Annotated in this window: 30 protein-coding genes; 13 read left to right on the top strand and 17 right to left on the bottom strand. The window is 72.0% G+C overall.

Translation table 11 applies throughout. The features are described from left to right. The 4 genes from ABZW11_RS43930 to ABZW11_RS43915 form a co-directional block, all read left to right on the top strand. Positions 1-746, top strand: a 746-nt coding sequence (locus ABZW11_RS43930) for a cytochrome P450 (protein ID WP_355431716.1), incomplete at its 5' end; no start/stop codon positions are given. Positions 747-787: 41 nt separating this feature from the next. Further along, positions 788-1516 carry a peptidase E gene (locus ABZW11_RS43925; RefSeq protein WP_355431713.1) on the top strand — a complete coding sequence of 243 codons (729 nt, stop codon included), beginning with the start codon at positions 788-790 and terminating at the stop codon, positions 1514-1516. 86 nt (positions 1517-1602) lie between these two features. Beyond that, positions 1603-2661 carry an LLM class flavin-dependent oxidoreductase gene (locus tag ABZW11_RS43920; protein WP_355431710.1) on the top strand — a complete coding sequence of 353 codons (1059 nt, stop codon included), beginning with the start codon at positions 1603-1605 and terminating at the stop codon, positions 2659-2661. Between the two features lie 31 nt (positions 2662-2692). Then, entirely contained in the window at positions 2693-3088 is a 396-nt protein-coding gene (locus tag ABZW11_RS43915; RefSeq protein ID WP_355431707.1) for a VOC family protein, read from the top strand. 4 nt (positions 3089-3092) lie between these two features. On the opposite strand, the gene ABZW11_RS43910 is transcribed toward ABZW11_RS43915, so the two are convergent. The 4 genes from ABZW11_RS43910 to ABZW11_RS43895 form a co-directional block, all read right to left on the bottom strand. Further along, positions 3093-4595 (bottom strand): hypothetical protein, encoded by a 1503-nt coding sequence (locus tag ABZW11_RS43910; protein ID WP_355431704.1) that lies wholly within the window; start codon positions 4593-4595, stop codon positions 3093-3095. Between the two features lie 32 nt (positions 4596-4627). After that, complete coding sequence (locus tag ABZW11_RS43905; protein WP_355431702.1) at positions 4628-5800, bottom strand: hypothetical protein; 1173 nt, start codon at positions 5798-5800, stop codon at positions 4628-4630. A 168-nt stretch (positions 5801-5968) separates the two neighbouring features. Then, positions 5969-6910, bottom strand: a complete 942-nt coding sequence (locus ABZW11_RS43900) for a hypothetical protein (RefSeq protein ID WP_355431700.1) — start codon at positions 6908-6910, stop codon at positions 5969-5971. A 353-nt stretch (positions 6911-7263) separates the two neighbouring features. After that, positions 7264-8418: a hypothetical protein gene (locus ABZW11_RS43895; protein ID WP_355431697.1), complete on the bottom strand. Its 1155-nt coding sequence runs from the start codon at positions 8416-8418 to the stop codon at positions 7264-7266. Positions 8419-8646: 228 nt separating this feature from the next. On the opposite strand from ABZW11_RS43895, the gene ABZW11_RS43890 reads away from it, so the two are divergent. Genes ABZW11_RS43890 through ABZW11_RS43880 form a run of 3 tightly spaced genes read left to right on the top strand, consistent with a single transcriptional unit; the run spans position 8647 to position 11596 of the window. After that, positions 8647-9645 carry an ABC transporter substrate-binding protein gene (locus ABZW11_RS43890; RefSeq protein ID WP_355431695.1) on the top strand — a complete coding sequence of 333 codons (999 nt, stop codon included), beginning with the start codon at positions 8647-8649 and terminating at the stop codon, positions 9643-9645. Next, positions 9642-10829, top strand: coding sequence for an iron ABC transporter permease (locus ABZW11_RS43885; RefSeq protein WP_355431692.1), 1188 nt, complete (start codon positions 9642-9644; stop codon positions 10827-10829). The genes ABZW11_RS43890 and ABZW11_RS43885 overlap by 4 nt, the downstream gene beginning before the upstream one ends. Continuing rightward, positions 10826-11596: an ABC transporter ATP-binding protein gene (locus tag ABZW11_RS43880; RefSeq protein WP_355431689.1), complete on the top strand. Its 771-nt coding sequence runs from the start codon at positions 10826-10828 to the stop codon at positions 11594-11596. The genes ABZW11_RS43885 and ABZW11_RS43880 overlap by 4 nt, the downstream gene beginning before the upstream one ends. On the opposite strand, the gene ABZW11_RS43875 is transcribed toward ABZW11_RS43880, so the two are convergent. From ABZW11_RS43875 to ABZW11_RS43855, 5 genes are all read right to left on the bottom strand, one after another. Next, entirely contained in the window at positions 11552-12427 is an 876-nt protein-coding gene (locus ABZW11_RS43875; protein WP_355431686.1) for an alpha/beta fold hydrolase, read from the bottom strand. The genes ABZW11_RS43880 and ABZW11_RS43875 overlap by 45 nt on opposite strands. 57 nt (positions 12428-12484) lie before the next feature. After that, complete coding sequence (locus ABZW11_RS43870) at positions 12485-12994, bottom strand: hypothetical protein (RefSeq protein ID WP_355431684.1); 510 nt, start codon at positions 12992-12994, stop codon at positions 12485-12487. A 46-nt stretch (positions 12995-13040) separates the two neighbouring features. Further along, the gene (locus ABZW11_RS43865; protein WP_355431681.1) at positions 13041-13559 is read right to left on the bottom strand and encodes a hypothetical protein; all 519 of its coding nucleotides are present in this window, start codon (positions 13557-13559) and stop codon (positions 13041-13043) included. 165 nt (positions 13560-13724) lie between these two features. After that, positions 13725-14057 (bottom strand): hypothetical protein, encoded by a 333-nt coding sequence (locus tag ABZW11_RS43860; protein WP_355431678.1) that lies wholly within the window; start codon positions 14055-14057, stop codon positions 13725-13727. Between the two features lie 8 nt (positions 14058-14065). Further along, entirely contained in the window at positions 14066-14443 is a 378-nt protein-coding gene (locus ABZW11_RS43855; protein WP_355431676.1) for a hypothetical protein, read from the bottom strand. A 159-nt stretch (positions 14444-14602) separates the two neighbouring features. On the opposite strand from ABZW11_RS43855, the gene ABZW11_RS43850 reads away from it, so the two are divergent. Next, positions 14603-15871, top strand: a complete 1269-nt coding sequence (locus tag ABZW11_RS43850; protein ID WP_355431674.1) for a hypothetical protein — start codon at positions 14603-14605, stop codon at positions 15869-15871. Here the strand turns inward: ABZW11_RS43850 and ABZW11_RS43845 are convergent. Further along, positions 15861-16475: a TetR/AcrR family transcriptional regulator gene (locus ABZW11_RS43845; RefSeq protein WP_355431671.1), complete on the bottom strand. Its 615-nt coding sequence runs from the start codon at positions 16473-16475 to the stop codon at positions 15861-15863. The two genes, ABZW11_RS43850 and ABZW11_RS43845, sit on opposite strands and share 11 nt — an antisense overlap. Positions 16476-16533: 58 nt before the next feature. Between ABZW11_RS43845 and ABZW11_RS43840 the strand changes: the two genes are divergently transcribed. Further along, positions 16534-17190, top strand: coding sequence for a CatB-related O-acetyltransferase (locus ABZW11_RS43840; RefSeq protein ID WP_355431668.1), 657 nt, complete (start codon positions 16534-16536; stop codon positions 17188-17190). Continuing rightward, positions 17187-18344: a macrolide family glycosyltransferase gene (locus ABZW11_RS43835; RefSeq protein ID WP_355431665.1), complete on the top strand. Its 1158-nt coding sequence runs from the start codon at positions 17187-17189 to the stop codon at positions 18342-18344. The genes ABZW11_RS43840 and ABZW11_RS43835 overlap by 4 nt, the downstream gene beginning before the upstream one ends. A 7-nt stretch (positions 18345-18351) precedes the next feature. On the opposite strand, the gene ABZW11_RS43830 is transcribed toward ABZW11_RS43835, so the two are convergent. After that, the gene (locus ABZW11_RS43830) at positions 18352-18711 is read right to left on the bottom strand and encodes a VOC family protein (protein ID WP_355431662.1); all 360 of its coding nucleotides are present in this window, start codon (positions 18709-18711) and stop codon (positions 18352-18354) included. Positions 18712-18804: 93 nt separating this feature from the next. Here ABZW11_RS43830 and ABZW11_RS43825 point away from each other — a divergent pair, with 93 nt between their 5' ends. Together ABZW11_RS43825 and ABZW11_RS43820 are read left to right on the top strand one after the other, a co-directional pair. Continuing rightward, positions 18805-19302, top strand: coding sequence for an HTH domain-containing protein (locus ABZW11_RS43825; RefSeq protein ID WP_355431659.1), 498 nt, complete (start codon positions 18805-18807; stop codon positions 19300-19302). Continuing rightward, complete coding sequence (locus ABZW11_RS43820; RefSeq protein WP_355431656.1) at positions 19239-19475, top strand: hypothetical protein; 237 nt, start codon at positions 19239-19241, stop codon at positions 19473-19475. Before ABZW11_RS43825 ends, ABZW11_RS43820 begins: the two co-directional genes overlap by 64 nt. Before the next feature lie 86 nt (positions 19476-19561). Here ABZW11_RS43820 and ABZW11_RS43815 read toward each other — a convergent pair whose 3' ends face one another. From ABZW11_RS43815 to ABZW11_RS43790, 6 genes are all read right to left on the bottom strand, one after another. Beyond that, the gene (locus ABZW11_RS43815; protein ID WP_355431653.1) at positions 19562-20341 is read right to left on the bottom strand and encodes an integrase; all 780 of its coding nucleotides are present in this window, start codon (positions 20339-20341) and stop codon (positions 19562-19564) included. 101 nt (positions 20342-20442) lie between these two features. Next, a complete protein-coding gene (locus ABZW11_RS43810) occupies positions 20443-20676 on the bottom strand; it encodes a hypothetical protein (RefSeq protein WP_355431650.1) in 234 nt (77 codons plus the stop codon). A gap of 169 nt (positions 20677-20845) precedes the next feature. After that, on the bottom strand, positions 20846-21220 hold the full coding sequence (locus ABZW11_RS43805; RefSeq protein WP_355431647.1) for a VOC family protein: 375 nt from the start codon (positions 21218-21220) through the stop codon (positions 20846-20848). Between the two features lie 40 nt (positions 21221-21260). Then, positions 21261-21776 carry a DUF6461 domain-containing protein gene (locus tag ABZW11_RS43800; RefSeq protein WP_355431644.1) on the bottom strand — a complete coding sequence of 172 codons (516 nt, stop codon included), beginning with the start codon at positions 21774-21776 and terminating at the stop codon, positions 21261-21263. A 384-nt stretch (positions 21777-22160) separates the two neighbouring features. Continuing rightward, positions 22161-23387: an MFS transporter gene (locus ABZW11_RS43795; RefSeq protein ID WP_355431641.1), complete on the bottom strand. Its 1227-nt coding sequence runs from the start codon at positions 23385-23387 to the stop codon at positions 22161-22163. Further along, positions 23387-24478: an alkene reductase gene (locus ABZW11_RS43790; RefSeq protein ID WP_355431639.1), complete on the bottom strand. Its 1092-nt coding sequence runs from the start codon at positions 24476-24478 to the stop codon at positions 23387-23389. Before ABZW11_RS43790 ends, ABZW11_RS43795 begins: the two co-directional genes overlap by 1 nt. Before the next feature lie 152 nt (positions 24479-24630). Here ABZW11_RS43790 and ABZW11_RS43785 point away from each other — a divergent pair. Next, positions 24631-25751: AAA family ATPase (locus ABZW11_RS43785; RefSeq protein WP_355431636.1), on the top strand; the 1121-nt coding region annotated here is incomplete at its 3' end.

Genomic DNA, 25751 nt, shown 5'->3' with positions numbered 1-25751 from the left:
GGCAGGCCAGGCGGCGGCGCGAGGCGTGGCTGGAGCGGTTCGTCCGCGACCTGCGTGACGGCAGCGAGGACGCGCCGCCCGACTCGGCGGCCGAGGTGGTGGCCGTGCACCGCGACGCCGGCGGCCGGCCGCTCCACCCGCGCGTGGCGGCGGTGGAGCTGCTCAACGTGCTGCGGCCGACCGTGGCGGTGTCGTGGTTCGTCACGTACGCGGCCCACGCGCTGCATCGGTGGCCCGAGCACCGGGCGCGGCTGGCGAGCGGCGACGCGGAGTTCGCCGAGGCGTTCGCGCATGAGCTGCGGCGTTTCTATCCGTTCGCGCCGCTGCTGGGCGGGCGGGCGGTGCGCGACCTCGACTGGCGGGGCGAGCACATCCCTGCGGGGTCGCTGGTGCTGCTCGACGTGTACGGGCAGCACCATGATCCGCGGTTCTGGCGGGATCCGTACACGTTCGACCCCAGGCGGTTCCTCGGCACCGAGCCCGGCCCGTACGACCTGATCCCCCAGGGCGGCGGCGACCCGGCGAGCGGGCACCGCTGTCCCGGTGAGGCGCTCACCGTGGCGCTGCTGCGCACGCTCGCTCCGCGCCTGGCCCGGCTGGACTACGAGGTGCCGCGCCAGGATCTGAGCATCTCGCTGCGGCGCATGCCGGCCCGGCTGTCCAGCGGTTTCGTGCTCGTCCCCGCGCTCACCCCCATGCACCGGCCCGCGGCGCCCGTACGGCAGGCGGAGGGCGACCCCGCCTGAGCGCTTGCGGCCCGTCGCGGGCGGGCGGAGCATGGGTGCCCATGATCAGACATCCGCAGATCCTCGCCTGCTCCGGCGTCCTGTTCCCGCCCGCCGGCCACCGCCACCCCGGCGCCCAGATCTGGCAGGCGATGCGGCTCGCGGACGTCCGCAGGCCGCGCGTCTGCCTCATCGCCACCGCGACCGGCGACTCGCGCGAGCACATCGAGGGCTGGTACGAGCGGGCCGCCGCGTTCGGCGACGCCGAGCTGTCGCACCTCACGCTGTTCACGCAGCCGAACGTGCCCGACGTGCGCGCCCACCTGCTCGCCCAGGACGTGATCTTCGTGGCCGGCGGCAGCGTGGTCAACCTGCTGGCGGTCTGGCGCGCGCACCGGCTGGAGCCGATCCTGCGGGAGTGCTGGGAGTCGGGGGTGGTGCTGGCCGGGCAGAGCGCGGGCAGCCTGTGCTGGCATCTGGGCGGGGTGACCGACTCCTTCGGTGACCGGCTCGACGTGGTGGCCGACGGGCTGGGGTTCCTGCCGTTCTCCAACGGCGTGCACGACGACCTCGGCGACCAGCCCAGGCGGACGAGCTTCCGCCGGGCCGTGGGCGCGGGCGAGCTGCCCGCCGGGTACGCCACCGAGGACGGCGTCGCCCTGCACTACGTCGGCACCCGCTTCCATGAGGCGCTGGCCGTGCTGCCCGATCGCAACGCCTGGTTCGTCGAGCCGGATCAGGACGGGAAACACCGGGAGACGATGGTGCCCGCCCGGCTCTGGGTGCCCTGAGGACTTTCTCGTCAGACGCTTCCGTGGCGGCGTACTCGCATTTTATGCTTTTCCTATCCAAATACTAGGAATAGGGAGACGCATCGATGAGCCTCGAGTTCCTCTGGTACATCCCCAACCAGAACGACCCAGGACACCGCGGCGACGACGTCGTGGTCGGCCACAACAGCCTGGAGGCCCTCACCGGCCACGCCCGGGCCCTGGAGGAGCACGGCTGGGCGGGCGCGCTCATCGGCACCGGCTGGGGGCGGCCCGACACCTTCACCGTCGCCACCGCGCTCGCCGCCCGCACGAGCACGTTCCAGCCGCTCATCGCCGTACGGCCCGGCTACTGGCATCCCGCCAAGCTCGCCTCCGCCGCCGCCACCCTGGATCACCTCACCGGCGGGCGCGTGCTCGTCAACATCGTCTCGGGCAAGGACGACCTGGCCGCGTACGGCGACAGCGAGGGCGACCAGGCGCACCGCTACGCGCGTACCAAGGAGTTCCTGCGGATCGTGCGGCGGCTGTGGACCGAGGAGGACGTCACCTTCCACGGCGAGCACTTCCAGGTCACCGGCTCGACCGTGGTGCCGCGCCCCGTCGTCAAGGACGGGCGCCGCCACCCGAGGCTCTACTTCGGCGGCGCGTCCGAGGCCGCCGAGCGGGTGGCGGCCACGGACGCCGACGTCCAGCTCTTCTGGGGCGAGCCGCTCGACGGGGTCGCCGAGCGCATCGACCGGCTCAAGACGCTCAGCGCCCGGCTCGGCCGCGAGCTGCCGCCGCTGGAGTTCGGGCTGCGGATCACCACGTTCGTCCGCGACACCACCGAGCAGGCGTGGGCCGACGCCGAGGCCAAGGTCGCCAGGATGTCCCAGGACGGCACCTTCCGCGACCCCGACCGGCGCCCCGCCGTCGGCCAGCAGCGCCTGCTCGACCTGGCCGCGCGGGGCGAGGTGCTCGACGACAACCTCTACACCGCGCCGGGCAGGTACGGCGGCGGCGGAGCCGGCACCACATGGCTGGTCGGCTCGCCCCAGGACGTCGCCAAGTCGCTGCGCCGCTACCAGGAGCTCGGCATCACCCACTTCGTGCTGTCCGACACGCCGTACCTGCCGGAGATCGAACGCCAGGGCACCCAGCTCCTCCCCCTGCTCCGCGACTGATGCTCTCCCGCTCGGCTACGGTCGGGGGATCATGACCGATCTCCTTGGCATCAACCATCTGACGCTGTCCACGACCGACCTCGACCGGCTCGTGGCGTACTACACCGATCTGCTCGGAGCGGCGCTCGCCTTCGAGCGGGCCGCCACCGCCGCCGATCCGCGGGTCGCGGTCCTCGACGTGGGCGGGGCCGACCATCTCATGATCGTCGAGACCGCCGCCGCGCCTGTCCCCGCCCTCGATCCGCTGAACCGGGCGGGCTGGGGCCTGCGCGTGGCCACCTACGAGCGGCTGGCCGGCCTCCGCGAACGGATCCTGGCGGCCGGGCAGCCCGTCGGGGAGATCGAGACCCTGCCGACGCAGTGGACGATGACGGCCCGCGACCCCGACGGCCGCCCCGTCGACATCCGGGCCCATCGCCCTCGCTGACGTATCACAGGCAGGCGAGGCGGACCGGGCCCGCCACCATGGCCTGGTCGCCGGTCGTGTTGCCCATGCCGGTGTCGGTGATCTGCACCATCGCCAGCCCCGTGCCGATCACGACGGGGGTCGGCGCGGCGACCCACTTGCCGCGCCGCATGCGCTGGTCGAGGGTGAACTCCGCGACCGTACGGGCATCCTGGTCGAAACCGTCCTTCACCGTGTACCAGACACGCTGCCCCGCGAACCCGGTCTGCGGGATGTAGACGCCGACGAAGCACTGGTGCTGACCGTCCAGCCCGGTGATGAAACGCCACTGGAGGACGTTGCGCGGGTGCGTCTGCACCGCCGGGTCGTACGTCAGCTCAGAGAACAGGAACCCGTCACCGCACCCTGCCCCGGTGTAGCCCGGGGCGCGGGCGTCCTTCCACCCGTCCCGGCCCGGCAGACCGTCGATGCGGACGCTCCTCCTGGCGTCACGCGGGCAGGAAGGCCCGGCGACCGCCAGAAAGGCCGGCTTGATCGTCCGGGCCTTGGCGCTCGCCGGCGACGGACTCTCCGACGCCCGGCCCTCCGACAACCGACCCTCGGATGCCAGCCCCTCGGATGCCAGCCCCTCGGATGCCCGGCCCTCGGATGCCCGGCCCTCGGATGCCCGGCCGGCTTCCGCGGCCGGCGCCGCGTCCCGGCCCCCTGCCGCCGACACGGCCGTGGACTCCTGGTTCTGATAGACCAGCAACGCCGCAGGCACGGCCAGCTGCGCCACGATCGCCACCACCACCCACGGCCGGACCCTGCGCCTCCTCGCAGGAGGCGGCTCAGCGGCCGAGCGCGCTCCGGCGTCCGCCGGCGGCTCAGGCACGCCTCCAGCGGCAGACGGCGCGGAGGGCGGATATCCGGCGACGGTCAGCGGCCAGACCTGGCCGGGAATCGACCGGGCCGCCGCGTGAGGCGGCTCCGAAGCCGGACGGCTCGTGGCGGACGGCTGCGGCGGTGCCTGGTACCCGGTGGCGGATGGCTGCGACGGCCCCTCGTAACCGGCGGCGGACGGCTGCGGCGGCCCCTCGTAACCGGCGGCGGACGGCTGCGACTGCACCTCGTAACCGGTGGAGGGCAGGTGCGGCGGAGTTCGGCGGCTCGTCGTGGGTGGTGGGTCTGAGGTGGGGCGGGGGTAGTGGACGGTTTCGTAGGCGCGGTCGGGGTCGCCCACCTGGAGGAGGGCGTTGAGGACGTGCCACTTCCTCGTCCACTCGGCGCGGTCGCCGCCGCATGCCGTCACGTACGCGAGCGTCGTCTTCAAGGTGGGCAGTGCGTCGCCTGATGCGGCGGCGGACAGCTCGGCCACGGGGTGGCCGGTCCTGCGACGCATCGCGCGCAGGCTCGGGCCGCCCGCCGACGCCCGCAGCTCGCGCAGACCCCGTGCGAACTCCCGCAGCGGGTCGGGCGCCACCGGGCGTGCGTGCCGTCCTCGCGGGCCGCCGCGCGGCGTCCTCCTGATCGTGTCGTTCCTCGTCATCGTGCCCCCAACGATCGTGTCTGTCCCTGTGATCACGGGCAGGAGAGCCGGACCGGGCCGGCCGCCATGGCCTGGTTGCCGGTGGTGTTGCCGTGGCCGTCATCGGCGATCTCGACCATCGCCAGGCCGCCGGTGATGACCATGGGCGCCGGCGCGGGCGCCCACTGGCCCTGCCGTACGCGCTGGTCGAGCGTGAACTCCCCCACCGTGCGCGCCTCCTCGTCGAAGCCGTCGCGCACCGTGTACCAGACCCGCTGCCCGGCCAGCCCCGACTTCGGGATGTAGACGGACAGCGCGCAGTGGCGCGGTCCTGGCAGGCCGGTGGTGAAGCGCCATTGGAAGACGTTCCGCCGCGCCGGCCCGGCCGGCTCACCGCCGCGCCGCTCGTCGCCGCGCCTCTTGTCGCCGCGCAGCTCCGAGAACAGGAAGCCGTCCCCGCAGCCCGCGCCCCGCCAGCCGGAGGATGCGGCGTCCTTCCAGCCGTCGCGGCCGGGCAACGCCTCGATGCGGACGCTCCTCGTGGTGTCGCGCGGGCAGCTCGGCCCGGCGACGGCGGTGAAGGCAGGCGCACTCTGCCGGCCCGGCTCCACCATCTGCCCCGCGCTCCCACCCGCCTGCCCTGTCTCACTCGGCCGGCGGGCCGGCTGCGCCGCCTCGCCCGTAGCCGAGAGGAAGCGGAACAGCACGTCCTGGCGGAACGCGCCGGCCGTGGCCAGCACGGCCACGCCGAGCGCCACGAGCAGCGCGGACAGCTTGACGAACCGCTGGTACGGCCGCCGGTAGGACTCACGCCACGGCTCGGACACACCGGCTGTGGAAGCGCCGCTCTCCTGCGTACGTCCGAAATCAGCACGGGAACCTACGGGCCGACCGGTAGCGGCTGCGGGAGCCTCGGTCTCCTGGGGTCTGGTGTTGTCCTGGTCGGCGCGTAGGTCGTGCCACTTCTCGCTCCAGGCGTCCTGGTCGCCGCCGCACGCCCCCACGTACGCCAGCGTCAGGGCCAGGCTCGGCAGGCGGTCGCCCGCGGCGGCGGCGGAGAGCGCCGACGACGAGTAGCCCGCCCTGCGCTCCATGGCGCGGTAGCTCGGGTTTCCCGCCGCCGCCCGCAGGTCGCGCAGCCCCTGGGCGAACTCCTGGAGCGGGCCGGGCGGGACCGGCCGTTCCCGCCTGCCCCGCGCGGTGGTGGTGGTGCCTTGGTGCATCATCGTGCCCCCTGACCTATGTGAATCGCGGCCCCCGGCGATTTGACTTCGGCCCCTATTCGCGGTCACGCGGCCCGTGGACGTCCCCTTCGGCGTCGGAAATCACGATGACCAGATGCCGGCGGGTGGCCCTCACGTTCAGAGGACCACCCGCCGCGCGACATCACCCGACTATCGACGCCTGATCTTGCCGAGCACGTCCACGACGGGCTCGTTGCAGGTGTTGACGTAGCGGACGATCACCTTGTACGTGACGCCCCTCTTCAGGAAGCCGGTCGAGTAGCGGACACGGTCCTCGAGGACGGTGTTGCCGGCGACCCGCGGCTGCGGGCGCAGCACCTCGGCGCCCCTGTTCGACAGGAACACGTAGTTGACCGTGCTGAACTTCTTCAGCTTGTTGCCGGACGGAGCCAGCAACGTGTTGGGCCCGACGACGAGCGTCCTGCCCAGGTTGACGCCGCCGACGAACGCCCGCGGCGTGAACCGGCCGCTGCGGACGGTCGTGCCGAAGAGACGGACGTTGCCGGGCACCCGGCACGACTGCCGCTGCAGCTCCGGCTTGAAGTAGCGGTCGGGCTGCCCGAACGAGCCGTAACCCTTACGGTCCCGTCCCGGCTGCCGCTTGACCAGCCAGTCCACGAAGTTGATGCCCGCCTCGCGCAGGACCCGCTCGACCTGCTCGGGGATGCGCTTGCCCGCGGCGGTCGTGCTGGGCAGCTGCTGAGCCAGCCCCGCGTCGGTGGACTGCCCGCTCTGCCCGGTCGAGGTGCTGGGCGCGGACTGGCCGCTGTTGCCGCTGTTGCCGCTGTTGTTCTTGTCCTTGTCGCGGTTGAGCAGCTCGTCGATCGCCCGGTTGCCGAGCTGCCGGCCGAGGTCCTTGCCCAGGTCCTTCAGGAAGTCGCCGAGCGAGCCTGAGGAACTGCTCGCGGGCGGCGCCGGCTGCGGCGCGGTGAGCCCGAAGTCGAACGAGCTGCCCGAGCCGCCGGGGCTGCCGAACCCGAACGGGTCCGCCGTCTGGGCGTGCGCCGTGCCGCCCGTCAGGCCGCTGCCGACCAGCACGCCGCCGACCGCCAGGCCGGCCGCCGCGACACGAAGCTTCGAAGGTGCTTTCACGGTGGTTTCCCCTCTCATGGTGACGCCGGTGCGCGGCGGGAGCGGGCTTTCGGGGAGCCGCCCCGGGCCGCCGGGTGGCGTCCGGATGTTTCCTGCCACTCCTGCTTAAGGGGCCGGGTGATGACCATCCAGGGGCGGACGATGTCCATTGCCCGCATCCATTGGCCATCGCCGGGGTTGTCCTTGTCCGCCCTGCTCAGCCGGCCCGCGGGGGCCGGGCACCGCCCAGCTCAGCCCGCCTGCGGAGGGCCGGAACGCCGCGTCTGAGACCGGAACGCCGCGCATGAGAAAGGGCCGTGCCCGGGCTCCGGTGAGGAGGCCCGGCCACGACCCCGGTCATGACTGTGGAGGGCTCAGCACTTGTTGCGGAGCATGGCCGCGTCCTCCGAGAAGCGGATCTTGTTGCCGCCCTGGCCGCGCTTGGCGGCGATGGCGCCGAACGTCTCCAGCCGCTCGGCGGCGGCCTCGTAGTCGGCCTCGGTCAGCGGCTGCTTCTCCGCCAGGGCCGCCTGGGTCGCCGCGTTCACCTCGTCGGCGATGTCGTTGATGTTGCCTGGCCGCATGTACGCCACGTCGATCAGCGCGGCCTGCACGGGCCGGGGCAGCTTGTCGAAGTTCTCGATGCCGCGCCGGGTGACCATGTCCTTGGCCTCCTCGTACGTGACCTCGAACAGCATCGTCACCTGCTCGTCCGTCAGCTCGGTCACCCCGGCCTTGAGGTCGTCGAACGCCTTGCCCGACTTGATGTCGGCCTGCTTCGACTGCGGGGTGGTCTCGCTGAGGATGCGGTTGATGATCGTACGGGCGTCGCCGCGGCTCATGTTGAAGCCGATGCCGATGGTGACGATGTCGCGAGTCTTGCCGCTCCTGGTCCGCTCACCGGCGTCGTACGCCTTCGTCCTGGCCCCGCCCTCCCGCTTGATCAGCATCTGCCGGACGCTGCCCTTGTACTTCACGGTGAAGGGGCAGCGGGTCGGGTCGTCGGCCGTCTGAGTGGTGGCGGTGTCCTCCACCTCGTCCGACTCGACCTCGGCGATGGTCTGGCCGGCCTTCTCCGAGGTGCCCGTCTCCTCCGCGTCCCCGGTCTCGTCGGAGACCTCGGCGTCGCCGGACCCGGAGTCGGTGCCGGAGTCGGAGTCGGTGCCGGAGTCGGTGCCGGAGTCGGTGCCGGAGTCGGAGTCGGTGCCGGAGTCGGAGTCGGTGCCGGAGTCGGAGTCGGTGCCGGTGTCGGAGTCGGTGTCGGTGTCCGTCGTCTCCTCGGCGTCGTCGCCTTCGTCCGCGACGCTGACCTCGTCGTCGGAATCGTCGGAGTCGGCGGACACGCTGGAGTCGGCGTCGTCGGCGGTGGCCAGGAGGGAGTCCTTGGTGACGGCCGCCTCCTCCACCATCGTCAGGTCGGGGTCGTCGTCGCCGAGCTGAGCCGTCGCGACCCCGACCGTGAGCCCGGTACCGCCGAGCGCGATGACCCCGGCCAGAGCGGCGTACGTCAGGCGTCGCCGTGAACGCATATTCATCGAGTGCCTCCGTGAGGGACTTGAGGTCCGCTGGACCTTCCTGAAGGCATGCCTATGGCCCCCCACATTGACCAGCCAGACCGTTATGTCCGCCCGCGTCCACTGGCCACCGCCCCGGAGCCGCCGACCGGATGTCCACCTTCGCGCCGACCAGCCAGGACATCACCGGCCACCTAGTTGCGGTTTGATAGCAGTTGCGAAGTAAGTGCAGAATGGGGGCCCATGAGGAGACTGCTCGTCCTGGTGGCGGCCCTGACCCTGACCGCCTGCTCTCAGCCCGCGCCGAAAGCGCAGGAGCAGCCCCCGGCGCCGGGCTTCCCCGTCACGGTGGAGAACTGCGGCCGCAAGCTGACCTTCGACCGCCCGCCCTCCAAGGTGGTCACCGGCTACCACCCGAGCCTGGAGACGCTGCTGGCGCTCGGCCTGGGCGACCGGATCGCGGGGCGCACGTACTTCGGCGAGAGCGCCTTCCTGCCGGGGCAGAAGGAGCAGTACGACAAGATCCCGCAGATCTCCAGCACGATCATGCTGCCGCAGAAGGAGGTCATGCTCTCCCAGGGCGCGGACTTCGTGCTCGACAACGCGATGGCGAGCTTCGACGCCGCCGGCGGCTACGCCACGGTGGAGGAGCTGGACGCGGCCGGCAGCCCCGTCTACATCCTGGGCGGCTGGTGCAGCCCGGAGGAGGTGCTGCGGTTCAGCATCGACGACACCTTCACCGACCTGCGCAACCTGGGCAAGATCTTCGGCGTCCCCGACCGGGCCGAGAAGCTGGCCGGCGAGCTCCAGGCCCGGCTGGCGGAGGTGAAGCAGCGGGTCGAGGGCCGTACGCCGGTCAAGGTGCTCGCCACGGACGGCGGCAAGGGCCCGGTCAACGCGTACGGCGGCGCGGGCGTCACGAACCAGATGATCACCCTGGCGGGCGGCGAGAACGTGCTGGCCGGCGTCAAGGCCGACTACACCGAGGTCAGCGCCGAGCGGATCAGCGCGGCCCAGCCGGAGGCGCTGCTGGTCAGCGACTACGCCACGCTGCGCGGCGCGGACATGCCGACCTCGCCGGCCAAGGCGGAAGAGGCGTTCGCGATCGCCAGGAACAGCCCGGCCGCCAGGGACAAGCGTTATCTCGCGCTGCCGGTCGCCGCGCAGCACCCCGGCTACCGCAACCTCCTGGCCGTCGCCGACATCGCCAGGTTCCTGCACCCGGACGCGTTCGACCAGTGAACAGCAGCCGCTTCGCCGTGCTCGTGGCCGTGCTCGCGGTCGCCGTCGTCGCCGCGACCTGGCTGGCGGTGAGCATCGGCGCGGTGCCGGTGGCGCTCGGCCAGGCGTGGGGCATCGTGGCCGACAAGCTCGCCCCCGGGCTGGTGCCGCGCACGTGGACGCCGGTGCAGGAGCAGATCGTGTGGGAGTTCCGGCTGCCGCGCGCGCTGCTGGCGCTGCTCGTCGGGGCCGGGCTGGCGGTGGTCGGCGCGGTGCTCCAGGCGCTGGTCCGCAACCCGCTGGCCGACCCGTTCCTGCTCGGCATCTCGTCGGGCGCGTCGTTCGGCGCGGTGCTCGTGGCCATCGTGGGCGCCTCGGCGCTCGGCGGGCTGTCGATGTCGGCCGCCGCGTTCGCCGGCTCGCTGCTCGCGCTGGGCCTGGTCTACCTGCTGGCGCAGCGGGCCGGGCGGCTCACGCCGTCGCGGCTGGTGCTGGCCGGGGTGGCGCTGGCGTACCTGTTCCAGTCGGCCTACTCCTTCGTGCTGCAGCTCGCGCAGAGCGGGCGGGCGGCGCAGCAGGTGCTGTTCTGGCTGATGGGCAGCCTGGGCGGGGCCCGCTGGCACCTGCTGCCGGTGCCGGCCGTGGTGCTGGCGGCGGGGGTGACGTACCTGCTGATGCAGCACCGTCCGCTGAACGCGCTCGCCGCCGGCGAGGAGACGGCCGTCTCGCTCGGCGTGAACGTCGGCCGGTTCCGCTTGACGTTGTTCCTGCTGACCTCGCTGCTGGTCGGGGTGCTGGTCGCGACCAGCGGCGCGATCGCGTTCGTCGGCCTGATCGTGCCGCACGCCGCCCGGCTGCTGGTCGGGGGCCGCCCCCCCCCGGGGGTGGCGGGGGTGGTGGGGGGGGGCGGGTGGGTGGTGGGGGGGGTGGGGGGGGTGGCGCCCCCCCCCCGCGGCGCGCGCGCGTTCGGCGCCCCCCCCCCCCCCCCCCCCCCCCGGCCCCCCCCCCCCCCCCCCCCCCGCCGGGTGCTGCCCGTGACGGCGCTGCTCGGCGCGGTGTTCCTGCAGCTCGTGGACGTGGCGGCGCGGACCGTCAACGCGCCGCAGGAGCTGGCGCTCAGCATCGTGACGGCGCTGTTCGGGGTGCCGTTCTTCCTGTGGCTGCTGCGCCGCAGGTCCGCGGACCGGGAGGTGAGCGTCACGTGAGGCTGGCGCTGAACGGGGTGTCCGTCGCGGTCGAAGGCACGCCGATCGTGCATGACGCCGCGCTGGAGGTGGGCGACGGCGAGTTCGTGGCGCTGGTCGGGCCGAACGGGTGCGGCAAGTCCACGCTGCTGCGCTCGATCTACCGGGCGCTGCGGCCCTCGGCGGGGCTGATCGCGGTGGACGGCGACGACGTGCACCGGCTGCCCGCCCGTGAGGCCGCGCGCAGGACCGCCGTCGTCGCGCAGGAGACGCCGGCCGACCTGGACTTCACGGTGGCGGAGATCGTCCGGATGGGGCGCACGCCGTACCGTGCCGATGCCTCTGTGGACGAGGAGCTGTGCGGGCGCGCGCTCGGCCGCGTCGGCCTGGCCGAGGCTTCCGGGCGGATCTTCACGACGCTGTCAGGCGGCGAGAAGCAGCGCGTGCTGCTGGCCCGCGCGCTCGCGCAGGACACCCGGCTGCTCCTGCTGGACGAGCCCACCGCCCACCTCGACATCCGTCACCAGCTCGACCTCCTGCACCTGGTACGCGAGCTGGGCCTCGCCACCCTGGCCGTGCTGCACGACCTCAACCAGGCCGCCGCCTTCTGCGACCGCCTGTACGTGATGAACGCCGGCCGCATCGTCGCCGGCGGCCCGCCCGGCGAGGTGCTCACCCCCGGCCTGATCGCGCAGGTGTACGGCGTGCGCGCCGTCCGCCGCACCCAGCTCGTCTTCGAACGGTCACAGGCGGACGAGGTCGGCGACCTCCTCGGGCAGGCCGGGTGACGTCATGACGTGGCCCATGCCGGGCACGACGTGCAGGACCGCGCCGGGGATGGCCGCCGCCAGCGCCTCGGCGTGCGCGAGCGGGTAGAGCGGGTCCCGGTCGCCGTGCACGATGGAGGTCGGCGCGGTGATCGACGACAAGGGGGCCTTCAGGGTGGGGTCGTCCCGCCAGACGGCCCGGCTGTGGTTGGCCGCCGCGCCGGGATCGGTGGCCCGCGACAGCGCCAGCTCCAGCATCGCCCGGGCGGCCTGCTCGTCGAACGGCCTGACCGGCCCGTTGAACATCCGGAACAGCGCCACGTCCGACTCCACGCCCGGCGGCAGCCCGGCCGCCATGTGCGCGAGGAACTCCGGGGACGGCGGCGGCAGATCGTCCGGGTCGGCCGGCTCGCCCGCCTGCGCCCGCTCCCACACCGGCGCCGGGTCGTGCCCCATCGGCGAGCTGGACATGATGGTGAGCGACCTGACCCGGTCCGGCGCGTGCACGCCGAGCCACTGCGCGATCATGCCGCCCAGGGACGTGCCGGCCACGTGCGCCGCGTCGAGCCCGTGGCCGTCCAGCACGGCCAGGCAGTCGCGTGCCATGTCGCCGATCGTGTACGGGTGCGCGTCGAAGTCGACGAGGCCGGACCTGCCGGTGTCGCGATGGTCGTACCTGATGACCTGCGCGCCCCGCTCGACCAGCCGGTGGACGAGCGCATCGGGGCAGCTGACGCCCTGCGCGGCGGACCCCATGACCATCACGACCGCGGGATCGTCAGGTTTCCCGATGCGCTCCGTCCATATCCGTACCGGCCCGGAGTCCACGTACCGTTCATGCGCTCGCGTCACGAGGGCACGCTAGCGACTCCAGGCCGCCGTCCTCCAACCCTTATCGGGCCGGGGCGCTCACTTGGCGAGGTTGTACTGGATGGTGTACTGCCGTGCGCCGCAGCAGCCGGGGTGGGGCGGGTTGGGCGTGCGGATCCACAGCTGGCCGAAGCTTCCCCTGCGTACCTTGAGGGTTCTCATCACCGAGTACGCCTTCTTGCCGCCGTCGCAGATCTTGCCGTACCGCCCTCGCTGAGCCTCCCAGTTCGCGGTCGTCACGAAGAGGTCGGGGAAGATGCAGGCGCCCTTCGGGAAGCCGGCCTCGCGGATCACGATGCTGCGCAGCTGCGCGGACGTGGACGACTTGTAGGCCCAGGTCGCGGTCACCTTGATCGGGTAGTTCCGGCCCCTGTGATCCTTGATGCTGACCGTGGTGACCACGGACTGGATCGCCTTGATGCGCTTGACGTAGCTGATCTTCTGGTCGGGGGCGGCGTGCGCGGCGGGTGACACCAGCAGACCGCCACCGAGGCCGGCGACGAGAGCCACTCCGGTCGTGGAAACGCGGAGTCGCGTGAGAGGTCGCACCTGTTCTCCTTTGTCGTGCAAGGCGGTTCTGGACGGATGTCCGGTATCACTTGGCCGCGATGTTGTACTGGATCGTGTACTGCCGTGCGCCGCAGCAGCCGGGGTGGGCCGGGTTGGGGGTGCGGATCCAGAGCTGCCCGAGGTTACGGGCCTGGCGCACCTTGAGGGTCCTCATGACGGTGTACGCCTTGTGCCCGCCGTCGCAGAGGATGCCGTGCTTGTTGCGCAGCGCCTTCCAGCTCGACGTCGTCAGGGCGAGGTCCGGGTAGATGCAGGTGCCCTTGGGGAAGCCGTTCTCGCGCAGCACGATGGTCCGCATCTGCGCGGTCTTCGAGTTGATGTAGCGGAAGGTGACGGACACCTTGATCGGGTAGTTCCGGCCCTTGTGGTCCTTGATCCTGACCCTGGCGGTCACCGTCTGGATCGGCTTGACCCGCTTGACGTAGACCATGGCCTGGTCGGGCGGCAGAGCCTGCGCGGCGGGCGCCACCAGCAGACCGGCTCCGAGCGTGGCGGTGAGACCCGCGCCCATCGTGGCAACGCGCAGTCGCGTGAGAGGTCGCACTGATTCTCCTTCACCGTGCATGACGCTTTCCGGCCGGACGATTACCCGGCCTGACGCAGCACGGTAAAGGGCCTCGGTATACCTGCGGGATATGGCGGGAATACGCGCGCCGGACGGCGGTGCACGGCGCCCGCCTCGTTGCCGGAGCGGGCGCCGTGGGCGGACTCAGGCGCTGCCGCCGCCCTGCTTCCCCCAGCCGGTCAGCGTGTCGGTGAGGGGGCAGGCGACCTGCGCGGTCGAGCCCGCGCTGGTCCAGGGCGATTCGAACCATTTGTCCTTGTACCACTTGCTCGTGCAGAGGGCGATCGCCTTGTAGGGGCCGGTCGTACGGCACCAGACGTGCACCTCGGGCGGTCTCCAGTCGGGGTACGGGGTGATCGTGCAGTCGGCGGCGGCCACCGCGGGCGCCGAGGCGTGGGCCGCCGTGAGCGGCGCCGCGCTGAGCAGGAAAGCGGCACTCGTGAGCGCCAGCAGTTTCGTCGGCGTTCGCATCGTCATCAGACCTTTCACCAGCGAAGCCCGATACGCGCCCATGCGCCGATCGCCCGTCCCGCCTCAAGGGTCGGCACCCCGGCCCGTACGTTATTGCACACCCACGACCGGGGCGGGTCCTTGTGCGTGAATTCCGCCGAGCAGACTTTTCCGCCGTCGATGTAGAGATTCCAGCGGGAGAGAACGGGCGTCGTCCCGCTCACGTCGACGTCGACGGAAATGGTGCCGCCGGGAAAGCGGGTGGGGTAGAGGTACAGGGTGCACCACGGCTCGCCGCCGCTGGTCGAGGGGCAGTATTTCGTCCCGCCGGCGGCCTGGGCGGGCACGGCCAGCGTGGCCACGACGGCGGTGCTCGCCACGGCGGTGGTCACCAATCTGCGGATTAGTCGCATACGGCGTTTTTCCTTTCTGACTTTTCGCTGACCCGAGCATGACATTCGTAGATAGGACGGGACAGGCCACCGGCCGGACATTTGCCGGACATAATGCGCCGCATTCTCGTGCGAAACGGCGTCATATCGGCGACCATGTGCTCAAGAGACCGTCGCCACGTGACCGGAACGGAGGCGGGTGCGATGCGGGTCGACGTGTTCCCTACCCTTGACGACGAGGGCGCCGCCATGGCCGAGCTGATCCGGGGGCGGCTGCACGGCGTGGACGTGCGGGAGGTGACGAGCACGCAGCCGTTCGCGGTGGCCACGTCGATGGTCGCCGCCGACGCCGTGGTGCTCGACCTCACCCCCGACTCGGCGGCGCACCGCTACACCGCGATGGCGTATCCGTGGCGGCAGGACAAGGTGCTCGCGGTGTCGCGGTCGTACCTGCCGCTGAACGTCGCACCGGCCCGGCCGGGCGGGGCCGCCCTCTACCCGGGCCGCCGCAGTGCCGAGGAGATCGCCGCGTGGGTGGCGGTCCAGGTGCGGGAGCTGGCCGGGCGCGGGCGGCCGTCGTTGCTGCAGCGGATGCGCGGCGCGGCCGGCATGACGGCGGGTGCGCGCGCGGAGCCCGCCGACGTCTTCATCAGCTATCGGGGCCTCGACGACAAGGCCGCGCAGGCGTTGCGGGCCGCGCTGGAGAAGGGTGATCACCACGGCGGTCGCGGGCAGCGGGTGAAGATGTTCGACGCCGGGCAGCTCGCGCATCCAGAGGCCGTGCTGCCGGCGTTGATCCGCTGGAACGTGCTCGCCGTCATCAGCGATGTCGTCAAGGACGCCCGCGAGACGTGGATCGTCGACACGCCGCACTACCTTCAGTCGTGGTTCACCCAAGGCGAGCTGGTCTGCCCGCCGTACTTCGGCCGGCCCGGCACGCTGGTGGCCTACGATCCGGGGAGCGGGAGCGCCAGGCCGGCGCCCGGCAAGTACGTGGCGACGCTCGACACGACGGCGCACAAGCGGCTCGCCCGATATTTCGCGAACAGTCACCCCGACCTCATGGCCCCGGAGAGCACGGCGGCCCTGCGCGAGCTGCGCCCGACCCGGCTGCCACTGGCGAAGGACGAGGTGTTCGCGGACGCGTTCTGGACCGTGCCGCTCCTGCAGTGCACCCGGTGCAGCATCAGGGAGCCGGACCGGCCTGACATCGACGTGGCGGGGTTCCTGACCAACGCCAACCCGCGCCTGTACCCGGTCGCGCTCGACACCCTCGCCGCCTGCGCGTCGGGGCAGACGCCCTTGCGATGCACCAACCCTGACGGCTGCCCGCAGCGCTTCACCGTGCGCGCGCTGCCGCCCTACTACCTCTGGTACGCCCTGCCGGTCGCCGGCGGTTCCTATCTCGGCACGATCCCGGCGTACGCCGCCGTGCCCATCACCTCGTGACGAAGGCGCCGGCGCGGGCGGCCAGCACCGCGGTCCTGGCGGCGTCGGCGGGCAGGGCGGGGTCGGGCGGCGTACGCAGGAGCACCAGGTGGTGGTAGACCGGCGCGGTCGCCGCGACCAGCAGCCGGCGCGCGTCCGTGGCCTCCGGCAGCTCACCGCGCTCGACGGCCCGGCGGACGATGGCCTCGCAGCGGGTGTAGCGGTCCTCCCAGAGCCGCCGCACCCCGCGCGCCGCCTCCTCCGACCGGAACGAGGCGGCGAACAGGGCCATGACGAGCGGCGGCTGCGCGGTCATCGACTCCTGGCTCTCCTGGTTGAGCGCGGTCAGGTCGCCCTCCAGCGAGCCGGTGTCGGGCGGCTGCCAGTCGTCGTCGCCCGCGGCCGCGAAGACGTCGGCGAGCAGGCCGCCGACGTCGCGCCAGCGCCGGTAGACGGTGGCGCGGTGGACGCCGGCGCGGGCCGCGACGCCGTCGATGGTCAGCTCGTCGTAGCCGCGTTCGGCCAGCTCGGCGCGTACGGCCTCGATGACCTGCGTACGGATGCGGCTCGTGCGGCCACCCGGGCGGCGGCGAGGGGTGTCGGGTTGCTGATCCGGCGGGGCCATGACAGCATCTTAATGTAGCAACTGTCGCATTAAGAGCCCTGTTTGTGAGGAAACGACTATGAATTCCCTGGTGCCTGCCGATCCCGACGTGCTGCACCCCATGCCGGGGCAGCCGCGGGTGGTGCAGCTCAGGCCGCTGGTCACGTCGCCGCTGATCGAGGTGGGGGCCTACTCGTACTATGACGATCCGGACGACCCGACCGCGTTCGAGACCCGCAACGTGCTCTACCACTACGGGCCGGAAAAGCTGATCATCGGGAGGTTCTGCGCGCTGGGCACGGGGACGCGGTTCATCATGAACGGCGCCAACCACCGCATGGACGGCCCCTCCACCTTCCCCTTCCCCACCCTCGGCGGATCGTGGGCCGACCACTTCGACCTGCTCACCGGCCTGCCCGGCAGGGGTGACACGGTGGTGGGGAACGACGTGTGGTTCGGGCATGGGGCGACGGTGCTGCCGGGCGTGCGGATCGGGCACGGCGCGATCATCGGCGCCGGCTCCGTGGTCACCTCCGACGTCCCCGACTACGGCATCGTCGGCGGCAACCCGGCGCGGCTCATCCGCACCCGCTACGACGCCGACGACGTCGCCCGGCTGCTGGCTGTCGCGTGGTGGGACTGGCCGGCCGAGCACATCACCCGGCACGTCCGCACGATCATGTCCGGCACGGTCGCCGACCTCGAGGCCGCCGCGCCCTCCGGGAGCGCGTCATGACGCACATCGCGATGGTGAACGTCCCGATCGTCAGCCACATCCTGCCCGGCTTGGAGGTCGTCCGCGAGCTGGTGTCCCGGGGGCACCGGGTGACGTACGCCACCGACCCGGCCCGCGCCGACCTGGTCAAGGGGGTGGGGGCGGAGCTGGTGCCGTGCACGTCGGTGCTGCCGTTCGCCGGGAACTCCTGGCCCGACGACCCCATCGCCGCCGCGAGCCTCTTCCTCGACGACGCCGTCCAGTCGCTCCCGCAGCTGCGCGCGGCGTACGCCCAGGATCCGGCCGACCTCTACCTGTACGACATCGGCGCGTACGCCGCCCGCGCGCTCGCCGAGGCGCAGGGCCGTCCCCTGCTGCAGCTCTCGCCGACCTTCGTGGCCTGGCAGGGCTACGAGGAGGACGTCGCCGCGCACCTGAGGCGGCTGCCGGGCGCCGACGCCTACCAGGAGCGGTTCGGGCGGTGGCTGGCCGAGTGCGGGGCGACCACCACCGACGTGGACGCCTTCTCGGGCCTCCCCGACCGCGTGCTGGCCCTGATCCCGCGGGCCATGCAGCCGAACGCCGAGCGGGTGGACGGCGACCGGGTGACGTTCGTCGGCCCCTGCTACGGCCCCGCCGAGGACCCCTGGACCCGTCCGGTCGATGCCGAACGGGTCCTGCTCATCTCCCTCGGCACCGCCTACAACCACCGCCCCGAGTTCTACCGCTCCTGCCTGGCCGCCTTCGGCGACCTGCCCGGCTGGCACGTGGTCCTGCAGATCGGCCACCACACCGAGGTGAGCGAGCTGGGCCCCATCCCCTCGAACATCGAGGTGCACTCCTGGGTGCCGCAGCGGGCGATCCTCGCCGAGGCGGACGCCTTCGTCACGCACGCCGGGATGGGCGGAAGCAGCGAGGGCCTGGCGGCCGGCGTGCCGATGATCGCGGTGCCGCAAGGCGCCGAACAGTTCATGAACGCCGACCGCCTGGTGGAGCTGGGCGTCGCCCACCGCCTCGACACCGGCGCCGCCACCCCCGAAGCCCTGCGCACCGCGCTCCTGGACCTCGTCGCCGACTCGGACGTGGCCCGCCGCCTGCGCCGGCTCAAGGCCGAAGCGCGCTCCGAGGGAGGCACCCGGCGGGCCGCCGACCTGATCGAGGGCCTGCTGGCCTAGGGGCGGCTCAGTCCACGGGGGCCACGCGGATCAGGTTGCCGTCGGGGTCGGCCACGGCGAAGGTAAGCCCGAACACCTCGTCGTGCGGCTCCTCGACGACGTTGACGCCCTTGTCCTGCCACTCCTGGAACAGGCGGTCGATCTGCTCGCGGCCACCGTCCAGTGCCAGGCACAGCTCGCTGGTGCGCGACGCGGCGGCACGCTCCGCCCCCCTGTTCCACACGGCGAACTGCACCCCGCCCGCGAGGTCGAACGCGATGAAGGCCGGGGTCTCGAAACTCGGCTTCATCTCGAACAACTCCGCATAGAAGCGCGCGGACGCGGGCGCGTCGGAGACGTAGAAGATGAACGTGTTAGGCAGTGCCATGAGTGAACTCCTTCGGATCGCGGATTCCTGACACCGGGGAGCCTGCCTGCCATACCTGACAGATTCCGTCGTGTTTCATGGAATCCTGGCCTCATGACACCGGATCGGTTCTTCTCCCTCCTCCTGGCGCTCCAGACCCGGGAGACGATCACCACCGGTGACCTCGCGGACCAGGTCGGGGTCTCAGTGCGTACGGTGCTGCGGGACCTGCGCTGGTTGCAGGAGGCGGGCTTTCCCGTCCTCGTCGAGCGGGGCCGCTGGGGTGGCGTGACACTGCTGCCCGGCGGCGCGCTCGACACCTCGCGGCTCACCCCTGCGGAACGCGACCATCTCGCCCTCCACGGGCTCGACGACGAGCAGCGCCGCCAGCTGGGCGCCGCCGCCGACAGCCGCCGCGCCCGCGAGAAGGTCGCGGCCGGCCGGTCGACGCCGCCGCTCCTGCCGCTCAGCGCCGTCGTCACCAGGCGACCCTCGCCGGGCTGGCTGCTGAGCTCACCGCCCGCTGGGAGACCGCCGACACCGTCCAGGTGCACGCGGTGCTCCAGGCCTGCCAGCTCGAACGCGCCCGGCGCATCCTCGGGTCCCGCCTGACCGTGCACCCTCCGGAGGATGCCGATGAGGTCGCCATCACGGTGACGTACCAGGATGTCGAGGGTGTGCGCCAGCTCCTGCAGTTCGCGGAGTCCATCACCGTGACCGGCCCTGCCACCGCCCGTGCCCGGCTCCGCGAGCTCGCGACCCGCACCCTCCAGCACTACTCCTGAGGGCGCGCATGAGACACGGGCGCAGCGGAGGTGAACATCTGAGGGGCGCGCATGAGACCACGGGCGCAGCGGGAGGTGGGCAGAGGTCAGGCGGGCCGGGCGAGGGAGGTGCAGTGGGCGATGGTGGCGTCGTCCGGTGGGACCGCTTCACGTTCCTCCGCCTCCCGGACGCGGCGGATGACGTCGGCGGGGCCTTTCCGCGCCAGCTCGGCCATGAGCTCGGGCCAGTCCGCCAGCCCGAACCGGTCCACGATGCGGGAGGCGCCGTTGCTGAGCAGGGCGGCGGCGGAGGCCGGGCCGGGGACGGTGCCGATGATCGCTTCACGGGCCGCGTACGGGTCGTCCTTGGCCACCCAGAAGCCGCCCGGCCGGTTCCGGTGCGAACGCAGCTCGCCCAGGATGCGACGGTAGTCGTCCGAGCCCGGGTCCGCGGCTTTCAGCGCGGCCTCGTACCTGCCGCTGATCACCACCTCCCGGCGATCGGTGACGACGACCGGCGCGCCCTCCTCCGAACGGTCGATCACAATGGTGGCGTCGCCCAGCACCAGGTAATCGGCGCGGTCGCCGGACAGCCGCAGCACGGCCACCGCCGCCGACGGGCTGATGGGGTCGGTGACGGCGCAGGTGTCGCGGTGATCGTCGGTGACGTGCGTGATAGCCTCGGCGAGCAGGTCGGCCAGGTCGCGGTGGTGCGGCAGCAGGCCGAGCAGGGTGCCGCCCAGGTGGCTGGCGTACCAGGCCACACCATGCCGGCACGTCACCTCACCACCGGGAATGCCGGCCCCATCCACCAGCACCGCCGCCTCCGGCAGCACCCCGACGAAGTCCTCGTTGATGCGGCCGACCCGCTTCCCGACACTGGCCATCGCCACCCGCATACGCCGCCCCTCTCCGCCGATCAGGGCGACGACCCTACCTGACCACACAGCCCTTCCTGCGCTCACGGCCTGAAGGCCGGTGCAGACGACTAGTCAGTGGGCTCTGCGTCGGCCCGAGGCTCCTCGGCGTCGTCAGCCGCCGCCTCCCGCCGCTCCTCTTCGACCTTCTGCTCGGGATCGGGCGGAGGTTCGACGGGCTCGGCCGGGATGGGGCGGCGGGTCTCCCTGACCTCCACACCGGCCCGCTGGGCGATGATGTCACTCTCCCCGTTCACCTGGCCGACAGCCGGGGGCAGGGGGGCGGCTTCGTCCTGTTGACTCATGTTTGAGCACCTGCCCGAGATTCGCGCGAGCAGTCAGCACCCCTCAGGACAAAACGGACATAAGCATAGAATTAGGGCAAGCTGGGTATACGGCAAGAGGGATCGATTGCCCACCCCGCAAGGAGCGCCCCGGCTGTGGGGAAGCAGCCGGGGCGCTCCCTGCCTCGGCTCACCCGGACCGGCGCTGGCCGAGGTGGAACTCGTGGCCCTCGTCGTCGACGAAAGTGGCCGACCAGCCCCAGTGCTCCTGCTTGGGCGGACGGGTGAAGGGGACCCCGGCCGCGTTGAGCCGCTCGTACTCCGCCTCGATGTCGTCGGCCTCGAACAGCACGTAACCGGGGCCGGCAGGTGTCTCCGGCCACTGCGGGTCGGCCTTCAGGAGGGCCAGGCGGGTGCCACCGCTTGGGGGCTGGACCTCGATCCAGCGGTTCTCGCCATAGGCCATGTCCCTGGTGACCGTGAAGCCCACCTTCCGGCTCCAGAAGTCGACCGCCTTCTGCTGGTCGCGTACGTACAGCGAGACCTGGCTGACGCCGATGCCCATGCTCTCTCCTCGTCTCGTCCGGTCGGACCCACTGTGCCACTCAGGCCCGACAATCCGGCCTCATGCGGGAGTGGCGCGCGAGGATCCAGTCGGCGGCGATGTCGGTGCCCGTGAAGCGGCCGATCAGGGTCAGGGCCGAGGTGATGCTCTCCGGGTCCTCCACGCGGTCGTCGCCTCTGACGTCGTCGTCGGTGATCGTGAAGCGCAGCCCGTCCATCAGGTGGTCGAGCGCGTACGGGTCGTCCCCGAACCGGCGCCAGTCCAGCGCGAGCGGGTCGAAGGACGTGATCAGGCGGCCATCGCGGGCGTAGTCGACGCTCGCCTTGTGGTTGATGTCCATGGTGAGGCCGATTGCCTGCCGGGCACCGTACGTGCGGGTGCGCAGGGACTCGCCGTCGCCGTGGGCGGGGATGACGCCGACCCAGTCGCCGACCTCGGCCAACCAGTGAGATCCGTCATCGATGGCGTGATCAAGGATCTCGCGGAGGTGGCACGGCGCCCGGGTGACCGGGTCGAGGCCGAACGACCGGGCGACGGACAAAGCCACCATCAGCATGAACATCCTCACCACAGGCCCTTGGCCCACAGCTCATGCTCTTAACTACACGGCATTGCGTCTAGCCCCGTTCAACCCCGGCAACGTCCCTTGGGCGGAACCGGACGCGAATCAGTGGGCTCGGGTTCGGGCTGAGGTTCGACCGGCTCGGCGGGGACGGGACGGCGGGTCGCCGATTGCCCACCCCGCAAGAAGCGCCCCGGCTGTGGAAAAGCAGCCGGGGCGCTGCCTGCCTCGACGCACTCAAGCCGGCGTTGCCCCAGATGGGATCGGTGGCCCTCGTCGTCGGTGAAGGTGGTCCCGTTGCCGGCGTACCGGTGAGCTGGCCGAACAGGCTTGGCCGACGTTCTCGTTCCGCCGACTCCGAGGGCCGGACCGTCGGGGTCAGCCCACGAGCGCGGCGGCGATGGCGGGGCCGAATGCGGCGCCGAGCAGGTAGCAGAGGTTGAACTGGCCCATCGCCGTCGATCTGGCGCCGTCGGGCACCGCGGCGGCGGCGCGTGCCGCGAACGCCCCTTGTCCCGAGGCGGCGGCGAGGGAGGTAAGCGCCTGGGCGATGAGGAGGGCGGCCGGCGAGAGGCTGAGGCACGCCAGCCCCACGCCTGCCACCGCCAGCCCGGGGAAGAGCCAGGCAACGGCCTTCACCGGCGCTTTCGCGGTGGCGGCGATCACCCCGTAGGAGGCCAACCCGCCGAACATCAGCGGCCACAGGATGGCGGCTCCCACCTGACCGCTGGTCCAGTCCGCCTGTCCGGCGAGCAGGGCGGGCAGCAGATAGATCATGCCGAAGTTGGTCGCGGCCAGCAGGAACGCCAGGCCGGACACCAGGAGGAACACCGGAGCGCGGACGATCGAGGCGGGCACGAATCCGTCGCGCCTGGACCGTAGGTGCAGCGCCAGCAGCCCACCGGCGGCCACGGCGGCCGTCCCCGCGACCGGCCATGAGTGAGGCACGAACACCAGCGCGGTGACCAACGCCGTCAGCAGCACCGCGCCCACCGGGTCGAAGGGCGCGTCCGGCGCCGGCCCGGCGGGTCGGTGGCGCAGCACGCCGGGAACGGCGAGCAGGCTCAGCGCGGGCAGGGCCAGGCCCGCCTGCCAGGACAGCAGCTCCCCGGCCAGGTCGGCGATCAGCGGCGCGGCGGAACCGACCGTCGCCAGCGAGGCCGTGACGAGTCCCATGGAGCGTGCCGAGCGGGTGAGGCTCATGGCGATCGTGGTGAACCCGGCAGTGCCGAGCCCTTGAGCCGCGCTGCCGAGCACGAGCGACGGCAGTGAGGGCAGGCTCACCACGAGCACCGCGCCAAGGGCGACCAGCGCGGCACAGGTGAGCAGGGCCCGGCGTACGCCCTGGTGGCTCTGCAAGCCCGCCATCAAGGGGGTGCCGATCGCGATGGCCCAGCCGAAGGCGGTGACGATCCAGGTCACGGCGCCCAGAGTCAGTCCGAGGTCGCGGGCGGCGTCCGGCAGGATGAGGCTGGGCCCGGCGATCCCGAACGAGAGCGGTCCCGCCAGCAGCGCCAGCCAGGCCGCCGGAACCCCGCGGTCCGGAGTTCCGAGCTGTTCGGGCGCTCCGCCGTGGGTGAAGGAGGCGGGGGACGAACGGCTCATCAGTCCTCCCCGCTCGCGGACAGCACCGGGTAGTCGGTGTAGCCGCGGTGGTCGCCGCCGTAGAAGGTCCTCGGGTCGGCTTCGGTGTACGGTCCGCCCGCCGCGATCCTGGTGGGCAGGTCGGGGTTGGCCAGCCACAGCCGGCCGAAGGAGATCGCGTCGGCCAGGCCGGAGCGCAGGGCCTCGATCCCGTCCTCGGGGTTCGCCGGCTTCTCGCCGCTCCACGGGTGCGGGTTGAGGACGAGCGGGCCCTCCCACTCGGCGCGGATGAGCTTGGTCACGTCGCGTGTGTCGTTCTCCGAGACGTGCACGAACGCCAGGTCGTACGGTGCCAGCGCGCGGGCCAGCTCCGTGTAGAGGATCTCCGTGTCGCCCTCCTTCATGCCGTTGTAGGAGATGCCCGGAGAGATCCGGATGCCGGTGCGGCCAGGCCCGATCACGTCGGTGACGGCCTGCACGACCTCCACGGCGAACCTGAGCCGTCCTGCCACCGAACCGCCGTAGGCGTCGGTGCGCCGGTTGGTGTTGTCCGACAGGAACTGGTGGATCAGATAGCCGCTGGCGCCGTGCAGTTCGACCGCGTCGAAGCCGGCCTCCATCGCCAGCCGGGCCGCGGTGGCGAAATCCTCAATGGCCCGGTCGATGTCGGCCAGCGTCATCTCCCGCGGCGTCGGATGGTCCAGCAGCCCTTCGGGGGTGTAGAGCCGCTCTCCGGAGCAGATCGCCGACGGAGCGAGGGGAAGCTCGCCTCCGGGGTACAGACAGGGATGGCCGATCCGCCCGGAGTGCATGATCTGGACCGCGATACGCCCGCCTCGCCGGTGCACCGCGTCCGTGACCAGCCGCCAGGCCGCCACCTGCTCCGGCGTGTGCAGTCCTGGGGTGTCGATGTAGCCCTGGCCGATCACGCATGGCTGGGTGCCCTCGGTGATGATCAGGCCGGCGGCGGCGCGCTGGGCGTAGTACTCGGCGGTCAGTTCGCCGACGAGCCCGCCCCGCGCCCTGTTCCGCGTCATGGGCGCCATGACCAGGCGGTTGGGAAGATCCAGCTCGCCGATGGTCACCGGCGTGAGAAGCTCGTTCACGATCATCCTCCTCGTCACGAGATCGTCTTCGTTGCCACGAGGGTATGAACGGGCCTTTACGGGCCGAATCGGTAAGGTTTCGGTACCGGACTACTGGGATCGCGTACGTATCCCGGAAGGCACGGCCATCCGTATCCCCGCACGAAAGGCTTGGTCGGTTGCTGTACGGCAGGGCGGGCGAGCAGGCCGCGATCCAAGACCTCGTGAACGCCGCGCGTACCGGCCGCAGCGGCGGCCTCGTCCTGCGCGGCGAGCCCGGCATCGGCAAATCGGCGTTGCTCGACTGGGCCGCCGAGCACTGCACCGGCATCGGAGTGCGCGTCCTGCGGGTCACCGGCATCGAGCCGGAGGCGGATCTCGCCTTCGCCGGGCTCGTCCAACTGCTCTGGCCGGTCCAGGAACACCTCGACGCCCTGCCCCCGGCACAGGCGGCCGCCTTGCGGGCGGTGCTCGGCTCGGGCGGCTCGGGCGGCTCGGGCGGCTCGGGCGCGCGGGACAGGTTCCTGTCCGGGCTGGCCGTGATGACCCTGCTGGCCCATCTGGCCGACGACGAGCCGCTGCTCTGCCTGGTGGACGACGCGCACTGGCTCGACCCCGCCACCGCCGAAGCACTGCTGTTCGCCGCCCGCCGTCTGACGGAGGAGAAGGTGGCGCTGCTGTTCGCCGCGCGGGAGGAGGGGTTCGCCGCCGCCGGCCTGCCCGAGATCCGTCCGTCGCGGCTGTCGCAGGAGGACGCGGAACGGGTCCTGGCCCACCGGGGCCTGACCCCGGCGGCACGGGAGCAGGTGATCGCCGAATCCGAGGGGAACCCGCTGGCGCTGATCGAGTTCTCCTCCGAACGGAGGCGCTACCACGCGGCGGCCGGCCCGATCCCGATCGCCGACCGGGTGCTCGCGTCCTTCCGCTCACGCATCGCCCTGCTGCCCGACAAGACCCGTCTCATGATGCTGATGATCGCCGCCGAGGGCCGAGGCGACCTGCCGATGCTGCTGAGCGCCGCGAACGCGCTCGGAGTCGGACCGGAGGACCTGGAGGAGGCCGAGAAGGCCGGACTGGTCGAGGTGAGTGCCGCTGCCATCGCCTTCCGCCATCCTTTGATCCGCACCGCCGCCTACCAGGCCGCGCCGCTGGCGCGGCGGATCGCCGTGCACCGGGCACTGGCGGACACGGCCACCGACGACGACTGCAGGCTCCGGCATCGGGCCGCGGCGACGACGTCACCTGACGAGGACCTGGCGGTGGCCTTGACGCGCGCCGGCGAACGGGCTCGGGGCCGGGC

The sequence above is a fragment of the Nonomuraea sp. NPDC004580 genome, assembly GCF_040609855.1.
Classification (GTDB): domain Bacteria; phylum Actinomycetota; class Actinomycetes; order Streptosporangiales; family Streptosporangiaceae; genus Nonomuraea; species Nonomuraea salmonea.
This window is presented reverse-complemented; position numbering and strand designations above follow the sequence as displayed.

Coding starts and splice junctions, on each gene's coding strand:
- ABZW11_RS43925 (WP_355431713.1), top strand. CDS start 788: ATGATCAGACATCCGCAGATCCTCGCCTGCTCCGGCGTCCTGTTCCCG.
- ABZW11_RS43920 (WP_355431710.1), top strand. CDS start 1,603: ATGAGCCTCGAGTTCCTCTGGTACATCCCCAACCAGAACGACCCAGGA.
- ABZW11_RS43915 (WP_355431707.1), top strand. CDS start 2,693: ATGACCGATCTCCTTGGCATCAACCATCTGACGCTGTCCACGACCGAC.
- ABZW11_RS43910 (WP_355431704.1), bottom strand. CDS start 4,595: ATGACGAGGAACGACACGATCAGGAGGACGCCGCGCGGCGGCCCGCGA.
- ABZW11_RS43905 (WP_355431702.1), bottom strand. CDS start 5,800: ATGATGCACCAAGGCACCACCACCACCGCGCGGGGCAGGCGGGAACGG.
- ABZW11_RS43895 (WP_355431697.1), bottom strand. CDS start 8,418: ATGCGTTCACGGCGACGCCTGACGTACGCCGCTCTGGCCGGGGTCATC.
- ABZW11_RS43890 (WP_355431695.1), top strand. CDS start 8,647: ATGAGGAGACTGCTCGTCCTGGTGGCGGCCCTGACCCTGACCGCCTGC.
- ABZW11_RS43860 (WP_355431678.1), bottom strand. CDS start 14,057: ATGACGATGCGAACGCCGACGAAACTGCTGGCGCTCACGAGTGCCGCT.
- ABZW11_RS43855 (WP_355431676.1), bottom strand. CDS start 14,443: ATGCGACTAATCCGCAGATTGGTGACCACCGCCGTGGCGAGCACCGCC.
- ABZW11_RS43845 (WP_355431671.1), bottom strand. CDS start 16,475: ATGGCCCCGCCGGATCAGCAACCCGACACCCCTCGCCGCCGCCCGGGT.
- ABZW11_RS43840 (WP_355431668.1), top strand. CDS start 16,534: ATGAATTCCCTGGTGCCTGCCGATCCCGACGTGCTGCACCCCATGCCG.
- ABZW11_RS43835 (WP_355431665.1), top strand. CDS start 17,187: ATGACGCACATCGCGATGGTGAACGTCCCGATCGTCAGCCACATCCTG.
- ABZW11_RS43830 (WP_355431662.1), bottom strand. CDS start 18,711: ATGGCACTGCCTAACACGTTCATCTTCTACGTCTCCGACGCGCCCGCG.
- ABZW11_RS43825 (WP_355431659.1), top strand. CDS start 18,805: ATGACACCGGATCGGTTCTTCTCCCTCCTCCTGGCGCTCCAGACCCGG.
- ABZW11_RS43815 (WP_355431653.1), bottom strand. CDS start 20,341: ATGGCCAGTGTCGGGAAGCGGGTCGGCCGCATCAACGAGGACTTCGTC.
- ABZW11_RS43810 (WP_355431650.1), bottom strand. CDS start 20,676: ATGAGTCAACAGGACGAAGCCGCCCCCCTGCCCCCGGCTGTCGGCCAG.
- ABZW11_RS43805 (WP_355431647.1), bottom strand. CDS start 21,220: ATGGGCATCGGCGTCAGCCAGGTCTCGCTGTACGTACGCGACCAGCAG.
- ABZW11_RS43800 (WP_355431644.1), bottom strand. CDS start 21,776: ATGCTGATGGTGGCTTTGTCCGTCGCCCGGTCGTTCGGCCTCGACCCG.
- ABZW11_RS43795 (WP_355431641.1), bottom strand. CDS start 23,387: ATGAGCCGTTCGTCCCCCGCCTCCTTCACCCACGGCGGAGCGCCCGAA.
- ABZW11_RS43790 (WP_355431639.1), bottom strand. CDS start 24,478: ATGATCGTGAACGAGCTTCTCACGCCGGTGACCATCGGCGAGCTGGAT.